This is a genomic window from Streptomyces flavofungini, from assembly GCF_030388665.1.
Taxonomy (GTDB): domain Bacteria; phylum Actinomycetota; class Actinomycetes; order Streptomycetales; family Streptomycetaceae; genus Streptomyces; species Streptomyces flavofungini_A.
Window position 1 is genome coordinate 5,892,286 of sequence record NZ_CP128846.1, and the last position, 15,154, is coordinate 5,907,439.

Consider the following 15,154-nt stretch of genomic DNA (forward strand, 5'->3'; position numbering starts at 1 on the left):
CTTCATGGTCGCCACCGTCGCCCTCGGGCTGCTCGCCGTGCGGGGACGGAAGTCGGGCGCCGGTGAGCGCTCCCCGAAGGGCGCGCTCGCCGAGTGGTCCGTGGGCGGGCGCTCCCTCGGGACCGTGCTCATCTGGGTGCTCATGGCGGGGGAGGGCTACACCAGCTTCAGCTATCTGGGCGCCGCGGGCTGGGGGTACAACTACGGCGCGCCCGTCCTCTACGTCGTCGCCTACATGTCCTGCGGGTACGCGGTGGGGTACGTCGTGGGGCCGATGCTCTGGGCGTACGCGCGCCGCCACGGGCTCGTCGGCATCACCGACATGGTGGCGCACCGCTACGGGAAGCCCTGGCTCGGTGCCGCCGTCGCCGTCATGGTGACGGTCTTCCTGCTGCCGTACATCCAGTTGCAGATCACGGGCATGGGCGTCGTCGTCTCGACGATCTCGTACGGCGCCATCAGCCTCAACTGGGCCTACTTCATCGGGTTCGCCGTCACCACGGGATTCGTGGTCGTGAGCGGGCTGCGCGGCAGCGCGTGGGTGTCGGTGCTCAAGGACGTGCTCGTCATCGGCACGCTCGCGTTCCTGGTCGTGTACGTGCCGCTGCACTACTTCGACGGGTACGGGGACTTCCTCGACCGGGTCGTGCGGGAGAAGGGGGAGTGGCTGACGCTGCCCGGAAGCGGGAACAGCCCGTACGGACAGGCGTGGTTCGCCACGACCACCTTCCTGAACGCCCTCACCGTCGTCATCTTCCCCACCACCGTCGCGGGCTACCTGGGCGCCCGCAGCGCCGACGGCCTGCGCCGCAACGCCGTGCTGCTGCCCGCGTACAACGTCCTCCTCTTCGTGCCGATGCTGCTCGGCATGGCCGCCCTGTTCGTGGTGCCGGGGCTCACCGGGGCCGGGTCGAACCTGGCGCTCTTCAAGCTGGTCGTGGACTCGCTGCCCGCGTGGGTGGTGGGGCTCGTCGGGGTCGCGGCGGCGCTCTCGTCCATCGTGCCGATGGCCGTGTTCATGCTGGTCATCGGGACGATGTGGGGGCGCAGCGTGCTGTCCCTGCTGCCCTTCCTGCGGGCGCCCGCGCGGCAGAAGCGCGCCTCGCAGACCGTGGTCGTGGTCGCGGGCGCGCTCGCCCTCGTCATGACGTACACGGCACCCAACACCCTCGTACGGCTCTCGCTCATCTCGTACGAGGGGATGGCGCAGCTCCTGCCGATGCTGCTGCTCGGCCTGGTCTGGCGGCGGCTGACGCTGGTGGGGGCCGTGAGCGGGCTCGTCGTGGGGGTGGCGATCGTGTGCGGGCTCGTCTTCACCGAGCACGACCCGGTGTTCGGCGTGAACGCGGGGATCGTCGCGCTCGCGGCGAACCTGGCGGTGGCGCTGGCCGTGTCGTACGCCGGTCCTGTCGACCAGGACAGCCGGCCGGACGGGGAGGTGCTCGCCCGGGACCCGATCGAGGGCGAAGGCGGAGGGGACGGCAGAAGGGGCGGGGGCGGGGACGGGGGCGGGGGCGGCGGGCCTGTGGGCTCCTTCAGTTCGTCCGGACCGATCCTGTATAAAAAGCAGGAGTACAGGTGAGCGAATCGCGAAGCGGACGACGAGGGGAGGTGGCGACGTGGTCAAGGATCTGACCAGGCGCGTGGCCGACAAGTGGCTCGCCGCGCTGCGCCCCGCCGCCCTGTTCCTCTTCCTCATCGTCGAGACCGTCCTCGCCGACACCGGCAGCCTCTCCGCCGCCGTCGCGCTCGCCGCGACCGCCGCCGCGGGCTCCGCGCTCGCCCTGTGCTCGCTGCTCGCCGCACGCTGCGCGCCCGCCGTGCCGCGCACCAGGGTGCGCACCGCCATCCGCGACCGGGAGCAACGCACCGCGTTCCTGCCGCAGCGCGACCCCGACGCCCGTGGCCGCACCCGGCCGCGAGCGCCCGGCCGTGCCCTCCTGACGGCCGCGTAGGGGACTTCCGGGCGCTCCCCGGAAGCGTACGAGCCGGACTTTCACGAGTCCGGCTTCCTGACCCCGCGCGGGTCGTCATGCCGACGCACACACGCCTCCACCTGAGGCGATCCGGCACGACGAGACCCCCGGAGGGCTCACCCCCATGTCTTTCTTCGCCGATCTGGTCGCCGACCTGGCCGACCTGTTCGCCCCGCTGTTCCACGGCTCGGCGATGGCCGCCGCCATCGTCGCCGTCACCATCTGCGTACGCCTGCTCGTCCACCCCCTGTCCCGGGCCGCCGCCCGCGGCCAGAAGGCGCGCGCCAAGCTCTCGCCGCAGATCGCCGCGCTGCGCCAGAAGCACGGCAAGAACCCGGAGAAGTTCCAGAAGGCGGTCATGGAGCTGCACCGCAAGGAGCAGGTGTCGCCGCTGGCCGGATGCCTGCCCGGCCTCTTCCAGCTCCCCGCGTTCTTCCTGCTCTACCACCTGTTCTCCAGCTCGGACATCGGCGGCGAGGCCAACGAACTCCTCGACCACAAGCTGTTCGCGGCCCCGCTCGGCGGCCGCTTCGCGGACGCCCTCGGCGACGGCGGCCTCTTCGGCGCCTCCGGCCTGCTCTACCTCGCGCTCTTCGCCCTCGTCGCCGCCGTCGCGACCTTCAACTACCGCCGTACGAAGCGACAGCTCGCCGCGAACCCGCCGGCCGCGCCCGGCGGCGAGCAGGCGCCCGGCGCCGGTGCCATGGCCGCCATGACCAAGTTCATGCCGCTGATGTCCTTCATGACCCTGTTCACCGTGGCCGTGGTGCCCCTCGCGGCGGCCCTGTACGTCGTGACCAGCACGACGTGGAGCGCCGTCGAGCGGGCCGTGCTGTACCGGGACATGCCGACCGGGGCCGGTGCGATGGGGGCCGCCGCTGTGATGTGAGCGCCCCCGCGCACGGGAAGTGACGGTCCAGTACGTGAACGGGGTCTTGCGGAGCGGACAATCAGCTTGGAGGATCGACCAACCTCCGATGCCGCATCCATCGGCCGGGCCCAGCGCGACCAGAGGGAGTCAGACCATGAAGCTGCTGCGAGTCGGTACGGCGGGCGCCGAGCGCCCGGCGCTGCTCGACGCCGGAGGCACCCTGCGCGACCTGTCCGGCACGGTCGCCGACATCGACGGCGCGCTGCTCGCCGACGACGCCGCGCTCGCCCGCGTCCGCGCCGCCGCCGACGCGGGCACCCTGCCCGCCCTCGACCCGGCCGGACTGCGGATCGGGCCGCCGCTCGCCCGCATCGGCAAGGTCGTGTGCATCGGCCTGAACTACCACGACCACGCGGCCGAGACCGGCGCCGAGCCGCCCGCCGAGCCCGTGGTGTTCTTCAAGGCCGCGGACACCGTCGTCGGCCCCGACGACACCGTGCTCGTACCGCGCGGCTCGGTGAAGACCGACTGGGAGGTCGAGCTGGCCGTCGTCATCGGGCGCACCGCGCGCTATCTGGAGTCGCACGAGGAGGCCCTCGCGCACGTCGCCGGGTACGCGGTCGCGCACGACGTGTCCGAACGCGAGTTCCAGATCGAGCGCGGCGGCACCTGGGACAAGGGAAAGAACTGCGAGACCTTCAACCCGCTCGGCCCCTGGCTCGTCACCGCCGACGAGGTGGCGGACCCGCAGGACCTCGGCCTTCGCCTGTGGGTCAACGGCGAGCTGAAGCAGGACGGGACGACGGCCCAGCAGATCTTCCCGGTCGCGGAAGTGGTGCGTTACGTCAGCCAGTTCATGACGCTCTACCCGGGCGACGTGATCAACACCGGTACGCCGGCCGGGGTCGCCCTCGGCCGGCCCGAACCGAAGCCGTATCTGCGGGCCGGTGACGTGGTCGAACTGGAGATCGACGGACTGGGGCGGCAGCGGCAGGAGCTGAAGGGGGCCTGACGTCCGGTCGGGTGGCCCGTGGGTGCCGGTGGCGTCCGCCGGACGTAGGCCAATGGGGGAAGCGGCGAGCGTGTCTCCCCTTACTTTTGTCTTAATTACGCATATTTCCGAGTATGCGAAGAAAACGTTCTGCTTATGTGGCGGCGGCAGTCACCGTCGCGGCCGCCGCCATGGTCGGCGGCCTCGCCGGACTCGGGGTCGCCGACCCCCTGCCCGGCGGCCTCGGCCCCTGCAAGGGCTCGGCCTGCCCGGAGGAGTACCCGGAGGTGAACAACGGCCCGATCGCGGGCCGGGACGAGAACATCAACGTCTTCGTCGGCGAGAACATGCTGGTGCGCGAGGCGGCCGCCGAGGCCGAGGGCAAGGTCGTCGTCCTCGGCGAGTTCGACCAGAACAAGCGCGCCGGAGCCTCGCAGGTCTACAACGTCGGCGTCGCCGGTGTGGGCTCCCGGGTGCCGCCCCCCAACGGCTCGGACTTCCTGACGGTCGGCGGTGACCTGAGGGTCGCCACGGGCCAGCGGCTGCTCGCCGAGGAGGGCAGCGTCTCCGGAGTGGTGCGGTACGGCGGGGCCGTCCTCAGCGGCCAGGTCATCCCCAGACCGGTGTACGACGCCAACGCGGCCGACAAGTACGCGATGCTGCCCGGCCAGCTGACGGAGGCCAGCCAGTGCTACGCGTACGAGAACGGCTCGCCCCGCGAGACCACCGGCACGGCGGTCAACAACGGCAGCGAGACCGTCTTCACCGGTGACGGCACGTCCGAGATCCAGGTCTTCAACGTCGACTTCGACATGGTCAGCCGCACCGGCGGCGACCAGGGCATCTCGTTCCGGAACATCCCGGACGGCGCCACCGTGCTCGTCAACCTCTTCGGCGACGCCCGCACGGTGCGCACCTACAGCGGCCTGCTGTCCGGCGTCAGCCGCGAGAAGCTGCTGTGGAACGTGCCGGACGCCTCGTCGGTGCGGTTCGGGGGCAGCGGGCAGTTCCAGGGGAGCGTGCTCGTGGGGCAGTCCGGCAGCTCCACGACGGTGACGCTGCCCGGCATGAACGGACGCTTCTTCACGGTGGGTTCGCTGACCCACACCTCGCTGGCCGGGGGCGGCCAGGAGATCCACGCGTACCCGTTCACGGGCGACCTGCCGTCGTGCAAGGCACCGTCGCCTTCGCCGTCGGACAGTGACGGCCCGAGTCCGTCGCCTTCGCCGTCGGACAGTGACGGTCCGTCCCCGTCGCCTTCGCCGTCGGACAGTGACGGCCCGTCCCCGTCCCCGTCGCCGTCGGACAGTGACGGTCCGAGTCCGTCGCCTTCGCCGTCGGACAGCGATGGCCCGAGTCCGTCCCCGTCGCCGTCGGACAGCGATGGTCCGAGTCCGTCGCCTTCGCCGTCGGACAGTGACGGCCCGTCCCCGTCTCCCTCGGACAGTGACGGTCCGAGCCCGTCTCCCTCGGACAGCGACGGTCCCAGCCCGTCGCCGTCGGACAGTGACGGTCCCAGCCCGTCCCCGTCCGACTCGCCCACGCATCCGCACCCGCAGCCCAGCCCCAGCAAGAGCGACGAGATGGCCCACACCGGCACCTCGTCCGGTGAGCTGGCGCTCGTGGGCGCGATCGCCGCGGCCCTCGTCGGCACCGGTGTCGGGTTCGTGGTGATGATGCGCCGCCGCGCCGAGGACCAGGTGGACTGACCCCGAGCGCTCGTCGGTCCGGGCGGACCGTCCCGCGTCTTGAGCGCGCGGGGCGGTCCGCCCGGCCGTTGGGCGGACGGGCCGTCAGGAAGCGGGCGGGCCGTCAGGAAGCGGTGAAGCGCTCCAGGGCCGCCACCACGAGCGCGTGATCCGCGACCTGGGGCAGGCCCGAGACGACCACCGTGCCGATGACGCCCGCGCCCTCGACCGCGATGGGGAAGGCGCCGCCGTGCGCCGCGTACCGGTCGGGGTCGAGGCGCGAGGACTCCTCGAACGTCGTGCCCTTGGCGCGGAACCTGCTGCCCACCAGGTACGAGGAGCAGCCGTACCGCTCGACGACGCGGCGCTTGCGGTCGATCCACGCGTCGTTGTCGGGCGTCGACCCCGGCAGCGCGGCGTGGAACAGCTGCTGGCCGCCGCGCCGGATGTCGATGGCGACGGGCGCCTCGCGCTCGCGCGCCATCTCCACGAGCAGGGAGCCGAGCGCCCAGGCGTCGTCGTACGTGAAGTGGCGGAGCGTCAGGCGGCGCTCCTGCTCCTCCAGTTCGGCGACGGTGGGGGCGGCGGGGGCCGCCGGTGTCGTGGGCCGCGTCGTCACAGCGTCACCGCCACGCCCTCGCGGGCCGAGCGGCGCGCGGCCTCAAGGACGTCGAGCGTCGCGGCGGCCTCCCGCGCGGTGACCGGGTTGGCGCCCTCGCCGCGCAGCGCGGCGGCCACGGCGGCGTAGTACGCGGGGTAGTCGCCCGGCAGCGTGGGCTCGGGGCGGCCGCCGCCGGTCAGCGGGGACTCGCCCGAGCCGACCTTGCCCCACAGGGCCTCCGGCTCCACGCCCCACGGGTCCGCGTCCGTGGGCCGCCTGCCGTCGCGGAGCGCGGCCTCCTGCGGGTCCAGGCCGTACTTCACATAGCCGGCCGCCGAGCCGAGCACCCGGAAGCGCGGGCCGAGCTGGGCCGTCGTCGCGCTCACGTACAGGTGCGAGCGGACGCCGCCCGCGTGCGTCACGGCGATGAACGTGTCGTCGTCGGCCTGCGCGCCGGGCCGGCGCACGTCCGCCTCCGCGTACACCGCCGCCGCCGGGCCGAACAGGACCAGGGCCTGGTCGACCACATGGCTCCCCAGGTCGTACAGGAGGCCGCCGATCTCCTCGGGGTCGCCGGACTCGCGCCAGCCGCCCTTGGGCTGCGGGCGCCAGCGCTCGAAGCGGGACTCGAAGCGCTGGACGTCGCCGAGGGTGCCGTCGGCGAGCAGCTTGCGCAGCGTACGGAAGTCGTTGTCCCAGCGGCGGTTCTGGAACACCGAGAGCAGCAGGCCGCGCTCGTCGGCGAGGGCCGCCAGGTCGCGGGCCTCGGCCGCGGTGCCCGCGAGGGGCTTGTCCACGACCACCGGCAGGCCCGCCTTGAGCGCGGCGGTCGCGAGCGGTACGTGCGTCTTGTTCGGTGACGCCACGACGATCAGGTCAAGGTCGTCCGCCCGGTCCCACAGCTCGTCGGCGTCGGCCGCGCAGCGCAGGTCCGCGCCGAACTCGGCGCGCGCCTGCTGCTGCCGCTCGGCGTTCGACGTGACGACCGTGTCCAGGGTCAGGCCCTCGGTCGCGGCGATCAGGGGGGCGTGGAAGACGGAGCCCGCGAGGCCGTAGCCGATCAGGCCGACGCGGAGGTCGTTCGTGCCTTGAGTCATGCGTCCCACTTTGGCAACGGTGTTGCCGAAGTGCAAGCGCGGGCGACAATGGGGGCGTGGACAGCGAGAAGAGGCCGGGGGTCGCCGGCGGGGCCGGCGTGAATCTGCGGGCGTTGCGGGGGCACAACGCGGCGCTCGTGCTCGATCTGCTGCGGCGGGCCGGGGGCGAGGGAGTGGGGCGGCTCGAACTGGCGTCGCTGACCGGGCTCACCCCGCAGGCCGTCAGCAAGATCATCGCGCGGCTGCGGGAGGAGGGCCTGGTGGCCGACGCGGGCCGCCGGGCCTCCACCGGCGGCAAGCCCCAGACCCTGCTGCGGCTCGTCCCCGGCGCGGGGTACGCCGTGGGCCTGCACCTGGACCGCGACGCGCTGCTCGCCGTCCTCGTCGACCTGACCGGGGTCGTCGTCGCCGAGCGGCGGGTCCCGCTGGACTTCGGCGCCGGCTGCGAGGTCGTCGTGGCGGCCGCGGCGGCCGAGGTCGAGGTGCTGCTCGGCGGGGGGCCGGGCGGCGCGGGGGCGCCCGCGACGGCATCCGGCGTGCTCGGCGTCGGTGTCGCCCTGCCGGGGCCGCTCGACCACTCCGCCGGGGTGCTGCAGCGCGTCACCGGGTTCCCGGAGTGGGACGGGTATCCGCTGCGCGACGCGCTGGCCGGGCGGCTCGGCCTCGCGGTCGAGGTGGACAAGGACACCAACGCCGCCGCGCTCGGGCTCGCGCTCGGCGGGGCCGCCGAGTCGTTCGCGTATCTGCACCTGGGCACCGGACTCGGGGCCGGACTCGTCCTCGGCGGCGGGCTGCACCGGGGGGCGCGGACCGGGGCCGGTGAGTTCGGGCACCAGGTGGTGCAGCTGGACGGGCCGCCCTGCGAGTGCGGTGACCGCGGATGCGTCGAGGCGCTGTGCCTGGCCGCCGTCGCACGCGGGGACCTGGACGAGGCGGCGCGTGTGCTCGGCACCGCCGCGGGCAACCTGGTCGCGCTGCTCGACATCGACCTCGTGCTGCTCGGCGGGCGGACCGTCGGCGCCGCCGAGGAGTTGTTCGTACGCGGTGTCGGCGCCGTCGTCGCCGAGCGGGCCCGGCGCGAGGGTGCCCGGGAGCCCGCCGGGGTGCGGGTCGCGCCCGGCGGTGACCGGGGCGTCGCGGAAGGCGCCGCGCAACTCGTGCTCGCCCCGCTCTTCGGCCGGGCCGGTGCCGCCTTTCCCGCCAATCGGACTTGACGAAGAATCGGCTGTTAGGGGGGAATCGGCCAGCCGAACGGGTCGCCGACGGCGGTGGGGCGGGTGCGGGGTCGCGCGCGCGTGGCAGGGTCTGGGCCGCGACCCGTTGCCGTCCGGCCGCTCTCCGGGCAGCTCAACGGACGCTATTCCGCCGTCAGTTCGGCCGTCCCCCGGCGCTCCCCGCGCCCCGGCCGCCAGCAAGGGCTCCCCATGCGACTTCGCAGTTCTCTCGCGGCAGGCGTCGCCGTCGCCGCCGTCACCCTCGTGCCCGCCGGGGCCGAGGTGGCGGCGGCCGCCGGTGATCCGGCGGGCGAGGGCGGCCCCGGCGCACTGCGGCCCAGCTGCGCGAAGGGGGTCGGGGGCGCATTCCCGATCGGCACCCGCATCAGCGGCGGCCCCGCCACGTACGAGCGCGGCGGCGGCTTCCGTGACTGGTCCCTGGAGCTGACCAACACCACGGACGAGACCTGCGGAAACGTCCATCCCGTCATCGTGTTCGCCGACGGGGGCAGGTCTCTGAAGCCGCGTCAGATCCAGTTGGAGTTCGACGACGGGGTGCGGCGGCGTCCGGTGCGGTTCGAACGGACGGACCGGGACGAGACGATCGGCGTCCTCGGCGGCGCCGGACCCGACGCGGGCCCCGGCCTCACCCTCGCCCCCGGCGACACCCGCACCGTCGGCCTCCGGCTCGCCTTCACGTCGGACGCCGCGCTCGGCGGCGTCGTGGCGAGCGCCGCCGTGGTGCGGCGCCGCGACGACGACGGGGACTGGGTGGGCGCCTCCAACGACTACGCGTTCGACATCGTCGGGGCGGGCGGTCCGGCCGCCGCGTCCCCCGGCGAACTCGCAAGGACCGGCCCGGGACACCTGCCCGGGCTCGGGGTCACCGCCGCCGCCTTCCTCCTCGGCGGCGTGGCCCTTGTGGTGGGATCTCGGCGCCTTCGGGCCAGAGGGAGCTGACACAGCCGTCCCACCGCCTCCGAGAAGGCCGTGCCCGTCGCCGCCCCAGCCGAAGCACCACCCGGCGGCACGGGCCCGGCCTTCTCCGTGTCCCGGCCCCCTCCACGCCCCCGCCCGCCCGCACGCCCACGACGTGCGAACATCGGCCCGTGGACAAGCCCAACGCCGCCCCGCCCGACCACCTGCGCGACCAGGCTCCCGGAGCCCCGATCCGCTCGGGCATCCCCGAGCACGGCCGCATCCCGAAGTACTACGCCGTCAAGGCCCGCATCGCGGAGCTGATCGACGAACTCGGCGACGGGCGGACCCTGCCCACGGAGCGGGACCTCGCCGAGCGGTACGAGGTCGCGCGCGAGACGGTCCGCCAGGCCCTGCGCGAACTGCTCCTGGAGGGCCGCCTGCGCCGCCAGGGCCGGGGCACCGTCGTCGCCGGGCCCAAGCTGGAACAGCCCCTGTCGCTCGCCAGCTACACCGAGGGCGTCCGCCGCCAGGGCCGCACCCCCGGACGTACCCTCATCTCGCTCGACCGCTTCCCCTGCCCGGCCGCGCTCGCCGCCGACATAGGGGTCCCGGTCGGCGAGCCCGTGTGGCACATGGAGCGGGTGCTGCTCGCGGACGAGGAACGGGTGGGCCTGGAGTCCACGTACGTGTCGGTGGCGCGGGTGCCGCGTCTGGACCTGGACTTCGAACCCGACTCGTCGTTCTACGCCTACCTGCGCGAACGCCTCGGCATCCGCTTCGGCGACGCGGACGAGCGCATCGAGACGGTGCTCGCGACGCCCCGCGAGGCCCTGCTCATCGGGACGCCGCCCGCGCTGCCCATGCTCCTGATTCACCGCGTCTCGCGCGACACCGAGGGACAGCCCCTGGAGCGCGTGCGCACTCTCTACCGGGGCGACCGCTTCTCCTTCACGGCGCGTCTGGCCGGCGAGGGCTGACCCCTCTCCTGCAAACCGGTCGCCCTCCTCGTCCCGCTTCCCGCGCGCCCGTCGACGCCTCACGATTACGGAATGGTAACGGGTCTGGTCCAAGCTTGATGGGCCGTTCACCGTCCCGTCGCCGACCGGCCCCCGCCGGGTCACCCGTCGACAGGAGCGTTGCCGTCGTGAGAGTCATCGTCGTAGGAGCCGGCGTGGTGGGAACCATGCACGCCTGGCACGCAGTGGAGCGCGGCCACGAGGTCGTACAGATCGAGCGCGAGAGCGAGGCCCGCGGGGCGTCGCTCCGCAACTTCGGGCAGATATGGGTGAGCGGCCGCGCGGGCGGCGAGGAGCTCGACACCGCCCTGCGCGCCCGCGAGCTGTGGGAGGAGATCGGCGCCCGCGTCCCGGGCCTCGGCTTCCGCGCCATCGGCTCGCTGACCCTCGTACGCAACGAGCGCGAGCGCGCTGTCGCCGAGGCCGCCCTCGCCCGCCCCGACGCGGCCGCCCGCGGCTACGAGCTGCTCGGCGCCGACGAGGCCCGCGCCCTCAACCCGGCCCTGCGCGGCGAGTTCACCGCCGCCCTGTGGTGCGAGCGGGACGCCGCCGTCGAGCCGCGCACCGCCCAGCTGCACCTGCGCGAAGAACTCCTGAAGTCGCCCCGGTACACCTTCCTGCCCGGCCGCGAGGTCCGCGAGGTCGTGGGTGCGGGCGCCGTCCGCGACGACCACGGCGACACGCACCGCGGCGACGTCGTGCTGCTGTGCACCGGCGCCTGGCTCGGCGGACTCGTGCGCGAGCTCGCGCCGGAGCTGCCGGTGCGCCGCGTCCGCCTCCAGATGATGCAGACCGCCCCGCTCGGCGAGCCGCTCACCACGTCCGTCGCCGACGCCGACAGCTTCCGCTACTACCCGGCGTACCGGTCGCCCGAGCTGGACGCCCTCAACGCCGGGCAGGCCCAGACGCCGACCGCCGCCGCCCACAAGATGCAGCTGCTCATGGTGCAGCGCGCCGACGGCGGCCTGACCATCGGCGACACCCACGAGTACGAACACCCCTTCGCCTTCGACACCCTCGAAGACCCCTACGACCACCTCACCGAGGTCGTCGAGGGCTTCCTGGGGCGCCCGCTGCCGAGGATCGGGCGGCGCTGGGCGGGGGTGTACGCGCAGTGCGTCGACACCGGCCGGGTCGTGCACCGCGAACAGGTGCGCGACGGCGTCGTGCTGGTCACCGGGCCCGGCGGGCGCGGCATGACCTGCTCGCCCGCCATCGCCGAGAAGACCGCCGACGAACTGGGATGGTGAGGAAGTTGACCGACGTCAAGGGACCGGGCGACCGCGTACGACTCGTGGTCCTCGACATGGCAGGCACCACCGTCGCCGACGGGGGCCTCGTCGAGCAGGCCTTCGCCGCCGCCGCGCGCGAACTCGGCGTCGAGGAGGGCTCCGCCGACCACGCCGCGAAACTGGAGTACGTCCGCGCCACCATGGGCGAGTCGAAGATCTCCGTCTTCCGGCACCTGTTCGGCGACGAGGCGCTCGCGCGGCGGGCGAACGCGGCCTTCGAGGAGGCGTACGGGCAGTTGGTCGACGGCGGGCGCGTCGCCCCGGTCCCCGGGGCCCGCGAGGCCGTCGAGGAGCTGAAGGCCGACGGCCTGACCGTCGTCCTGAGCACCGGCTTCGCCCGCGTCACCCAGGACGCCATCCTGGCCGCCCTCGGCTGGCGCGACCTCGTCGACCTCACCCTGTGCCCCGCCGACGCGGGCGGCCGCGGCCGCCCCCACCCCGACATGGTGCTCGCCGCGTTCCTGCGCACCGGCGCCGCCGACGACGTCCGCGAGGTCGCCGTCGCCGGGGACACCGCGTACGACATGCGCAGCGGGACGCGGTCCGGGGCAGGCGTCGTCGCCGGAGTGCTCACCGGCGCCCATGACGCGGCCGCGCTCACCGGTGCCGGGGCCACCCACGTCCTCGGCTCCGTCGCCGAACTGCCCGCGCTGCTCCGGAGCCTCGGCCGATGAGCAACGGCATACGCTTCGACTCCGTGTCGGTCGCGTACGGCGGCAACGTCGTGCTCGACGGCCTCGATCTCACCGTCGGGCCCGGTGAGGTCATGGCGCTCCTCGGGCCCTCCGGATCCGGGAAGACCACCGCGCTGCGGGCCGTCGCCGGGTTCGTGCGGCCCGTCTGCGGGCGGGTGTTCATCGGCGACCGCGACGTCACCGCGCTGCCGCCGCACCGGCGCGGCATCGGCATGGTCGTCCAGCAGTACGCCCTGTTCCCGCACCTGCGGGTCGAGGACAACGTGGCCTTCGGCCTCAAGGCGCAGAAGGTTTCCCGGGCCGAGATTCCCGGGCGGGTCGCCGACGCCCTCGAACTGACCGGCATGGCCGCGTACGCCAAGCGGTTTCCGCGCGAGCTGTCCGGCGGACAGCAGCAGCGCGTCGCCATCGCGCGGGCGCTCGCCATCCGGCCGGGGGTGCTGCTGCTCGACGAGCCGCTGTCCGCGCTCGACGCGCGGCTGCGCTCCGGGATGCTGGCCGAACTCGCCAGACTGCACCGGGAGTTGCCCGACGTATCCATCCTGTACGTCACCCATGACCAGGTCGAGGCGCTCACTCTCGCCGATCGGATCGCCGTCATGGACCGGGCCCGGTTGCAGGACTGCGGGACTCCGCAGGAGCTCTACCGTCGGCCGCGGAACGAGTTCACGGCTTCGTTCGTGGGCAACGCGAATCTCCTGCCGGTTTCCGTGGGGGTGGGGTCGGTCTCCCTGGGCGGGGCCGAGTTGAAGGTGGACACCGGGGAGGTGGCCGCCGGGGTTTCCGCGACCTTGTGCGTGCGGCCGCATCTGGTCGGGCTCGGGCCGGGGCCCAACTCCCTCGACGGGAAGGTCACCGAGGTGCAGTGGCGTGGGGCCACGCATCGGGTGTACGTCGATGTGGCGGGGCACTCCGTGAAGGCCGACGTCCGGGAGCTCCGGGAGCCGCCCGCGCTGGGCGGCGACGTCACGTTGCACTTCGCGCCGGAGGACGCGGTGCTGCTGGCCGCGGGGGTGACCGATGGCTAGGCCTGCCGTGCGTGTGCTTGAACGTGACCCGGCACCGAGGGCTGTGCCCAATCATCCCGCCCTGCGGGACGATTGCCCACAGCGGCGGACACGGCAAGTGCCGCGCCTTGTCTGGGCGTTGCCCCCGGTCGCCCTGCTCGGGCTCGTCTTCCTCTACCCCCTCGCCCTCGTCGTACAGCAGTCCGTGCGGCCCGACACCGGGGGGACCTCGCTGGAGCCGTACGCCGATGTGTTCGCCTCCGAGTCGTTCCGGGAGGCGCTCGGGACCACGGTGTGGCTGGCCGTGGGGGCCACCGTCGGGTGTCTGGTGCTGGGGTTCGCGCTCGCGTCGGTGATCGCGTTCGTGCCGTTCCCCGGTGGGAAGGCCGTCGCGAAGTTCATCGACGTGTTCCTGTCGTTCCCGTCGTTCCTGATCACGCTCGCGCTGCTGTTCATCTACGGCACCAAGGGCATGGCCAACGGGTTGTGGACGGACGCGACGGGGGCCGCGGGGGACGGGCCCTTCCAGTTCCTGACCACGCCGTGGGGCGTGCTCCTCGCCGAGATCACCTACTTCACGCCGTTCGTGATGCGGCCGCTGCTCGCCGCGTTCTCGGCGATCGACACGGCCCAGCTGGAGGTGGCCTCCTCGCTGGGGGCGCGGCCGCTCAGGGTCGTGCGGCAGGTCATCCTGCCCGAGGCGCTGCCCGCGCTCGCCGCCGGCGGGAGCCTCGTCCTGGTGATGTGTCTGAACGAGTTCGGCATCGTGCTGTTCACCGGGGCCAAGGACGTCACGACGCTGCCGATGCTCGTGTACAGCAAGGCGATGCTGGAGTCCGACTACCCGGCGGCCTGCGTCGTCGCCGTCGTCAACATCGCGATCTCCGTGGGCCTCTACGGCCTGTACCGGGTGGTGAGCCGTCGTGCTGGTGCATAGCCGCAAGGGCGAGTGGGCGGCCTGGGTCCTCTTCTTCGTGCTGTTCCTGCCGTTGTTCGCGCTGCCGCTCCTCGTGATCGTCGCGGCGTCGTTCGCCGGGCACTGGTCGGGGGCGTTCCCGTCCGGCCTCACCGGCGAACACTACGCGGCCGCCACCCGCGGCGAATCCCTCCAGGCCCTCACCACCAGCCTGCTCACCGCCCTCGGCGCCAGCGTCGTCGCGCTCGCCGCGGGCACCTGGGCCGCGCTCGCCGCCGCCGCGCTGAAGGGGCGCGGGGAGGGCACGACCCGGTTGGCCCGGCTGTGCGGGCGGACCCTCGACACCCTGTTCATGCTGCCCGTCGCCGTGCCCTCGGTGGTCGTGGGCCTCGCGGTCCTCGTCGCCTTCAGCAAGCCGCCGATGATCCTCAACGGCACGTCCACGATCGTCGTCCTCGCGCACGCCGTTCTTGTCACGGCGTTCGCCCACCAGTCGGTCGCGGCCGCCCTCGTGCGTCTCGACCCGGCGTACGAGCAGGCCGCGGCGTCCCTGGGCGCCCGGCCCGCGTACGTCCTGTGGCGGGTGAAGCTGCCCCTGCTGCTGCCGTCCCTGACCGCCGCCGCCGGGCTCTGCTTCGCCCTGTCCATGGGCGAGCTGAGCGCCACGATGATGCTCTACCCGCCGGACTGGACCCCGCTGCCCGTGCGGATCTACGCCGCCACCGACCGCGGCGCCACCTTCACCGGCGCCGCCCTGGCCGTGGTCCTCATGACGGCGACGCTGCTCGTCCTGTTCGCCGTGTCGAGGATCCGCACCAAGGCCTCCTACCGCTGACCTCCCCGCCCCCCCCGCTTCCGTGTCCCGTAGC

At 73.4% G+C, this 15,154-nt stretch carries 15 protein-coding genes; 13 read left to right on the forward strand and 2 right to left on the reverse strand.

What is annotated here, in order from left to right:
* Positions 1 to 4 precede the first annotated feature (4 nt).
* From QUY26_RS24995 to QUY26_RS25015, 5 genes are all read left to right on the forward strand, one after another.
* The gene (locus tag QUY26_RS24995) at positions 5 to 1,582 is read left to right on the forward strand and encodes a sodium:solute symporter family protein (RefSeq protein WP_289955998.1); all 1,578 of its coding nucleotides are present in this window, start codon (positions 5 to 7) and stop codon (positions 1,580 to 1,582) included.
* 37 nt (positions 1,583 to 1,619) lie between these two features.
* Complete coding sequence (locus QUY26_RS25000) at positions 1,620 to 1,955, forward strand: DUF6412 domain-containing protein (protein WP_289950397.1); 336 nt, start codon at positions 1,620 to 1,622, stop codon at positions 1,953 to 1,955.
* 145 nt (positions 1,956 to 2,100) lie between these two features.
* Entirely contained in the window at positions 2,101 to 2,865 is a 765-nt protein-coding gene (locus tag QUY26_RS25005; protein ID WP_289950398.1) for a YidC/Oxa1 family membrane protein insertase, read from the forward strand.
* A 136-nt stretch (positions 2,866 to 3,001) separates the two neighbouring features.
* Positions 3,002 to 3,859, forward strand: a complete 858-nt coding sequence (locus tag QUY26_RS25010; protein ID WP_289950399.1) for a fumarylacetoacetate hydrolase family protein — start codon at positions 3,002 to 3,004, stop codon at positions 3,857 to 3,859.
* Between the two features lie 137 nt (positions 3,860 to 3,996).
* A complete protein-coding gene (locus QUY26_RS25015; protein WP_354670705.1) occupies positions 3,997 to 5,547 on the forward strand; it encodes a choice-of-anchor A family protein in 1,551 nt (516 codons plus the stop codon).
* Between the two features lie 103 nt (positions 5,548 to 5,650).
* Here QUY26_RS25015 and QUY26_RS25020 read toward each other — a convergent pair whose 3' ends face one another.
* Positions 5,651 to 6,145, reverse strand: a complete 495-nt coding sequence (locus QUY26_RS25020) for a heme-degrading domain-containing protein (protein WP_289950401.1) — start codon at positions 6,143 to 6,145, stop codon at positions 5,651 to 5,653.
* Complete coding sequence (locus tag QUY26_RS25025) at positions 6,142 to 7,224, reverse strand: Gfo/Idh/MocA family protein (RefSeq protein WP_289950402.1); 1,083 nt, start codon at positions 7,222 to 7,224, stop codon at positions 6,142 to 6,144. The genes QUY26_RS25020 and QUY26_RS25025 overlap by 4 nt, the downstream gene beginning before the upstream one ends.
* A 56-nt stretch (positions 7,225 to 7,280) precedes the next feature.
* Here QUY26_RS25025 and QUY26_RS25030 point away from each other — a divergent pair, with 56 nt between their 5' ends.
* The 8 genes from QUY26_RS25030 to QUY26_RS25065 all read left to right on the forward strand — a co-directional run bounded on the left by QUY26_RS25030 (position 7,281) and on the right by QUY26_RS25065 (position 15,120).
* Positions 7,281 to 8,438: an ROK family transcriptional regulator gene (locus QUY26_RS25030; RefSeq protein WP_289950404.1), complete on the forward strand. Its 1,158-nt coding sequence runs from the start codon at positions 7,281 to 7,283 to the stop codon at positions 8,436 to 8,438.
* Positions 8,439 to 8,648: 210 nt separating this feature from the next.
* Positions 8,649 to 9,398 (forward strand): hypothetical protein, encoded by a 750-nt coding sequence (locus QUY26_RS25035; RefSeq protein ID WP_289950405.1) that lies wholly within the window; start codon positions 8,649 to 8,651, stop codon positions 9,396 to 9,398.
* 149 nt (positions 9,399 to 9,547) lie between these two features.
* Positions 9,548 to 10,336: a GntR family transcriptional regulator gene (locus tag QUY26_RS25040; protein ID WP_289950407.1), complete on the forward strand. Its 789-nt coding sequence runs from the start codon at positions 9,548 to 9,550 to the stop codon at positions 10,334 to 10,336.
* Positions 10,337 to 10,503: 167 nt separating this feature from the next.
* A complete protein-coding gene (locus QUY26_RS25045) occupies positions 10,504 to 11,625 on the forward strand; it encodes a TIGR03364 family FAD-dependent oxidoreductase (protein ID WP_289950409.1) in 1,122 nt (373 codons plus the stop codon).
* Between the two features lie 5 nt (positions 11,626 to 11,630).
* On the forward strand, positions 11,631 to 12,341 hold the full coding sequence (locus tag QUY26_RS25050; RefSeq protein ID WP_289950410.1) for a phosphonatase-like hydrolase: 711 nt from the start codon (positions 11,631 to 11,633) through the stop codon (positions 12,339 to 12,341).
* Positions 12,338 to 13,390, forward strand: coding sequence for an ABC transporter ATP-binding protein (locus tag QUY26_RS25055; protein ID WP_289950411.1), 1,053 nt, complete (start codon positions 12,338 to 12,340; stop codon positions 13,388 to 13,390). The genes QUY26_RS25050 and QUY26_RS25055 overlap by 4 nt, the downstream gene beginning before the upstream one ends.
* A complete protein-coding gene (locus tag QUY26_RS25060; RefSeq protein ID WP_289950412.1) occupies positions 13,383 to 14,306 on the forward strand; it encodes a 2-aminoethylphosphonate ABC transporter permease subunit in 924 nt (307 codons plus the stop codon). The genes QUY26_RS25055 and QUY26_RS25060 overlap by 8 nt, the downstream gene beginning before the upstream one ends.
* On the forward strand, positions 14,293 to 15,120 hold the full coding sequence (locus QUY26_RS25065) for an ABC transporter permease (protein ID WP_289950413.1): 828 nt from the start codon (positions 14,293 to 14,295) through the stop codon (positions 15,118 to 15,120). The genes QUY26_RS25060 and QUY26_RS25065 overlap by 14 nt, the downstream gene beginning before the upstream one ends.
* The last annotated feature ends 34 nt before the right edge of the window (positions 15,121 to 15,154 follow it).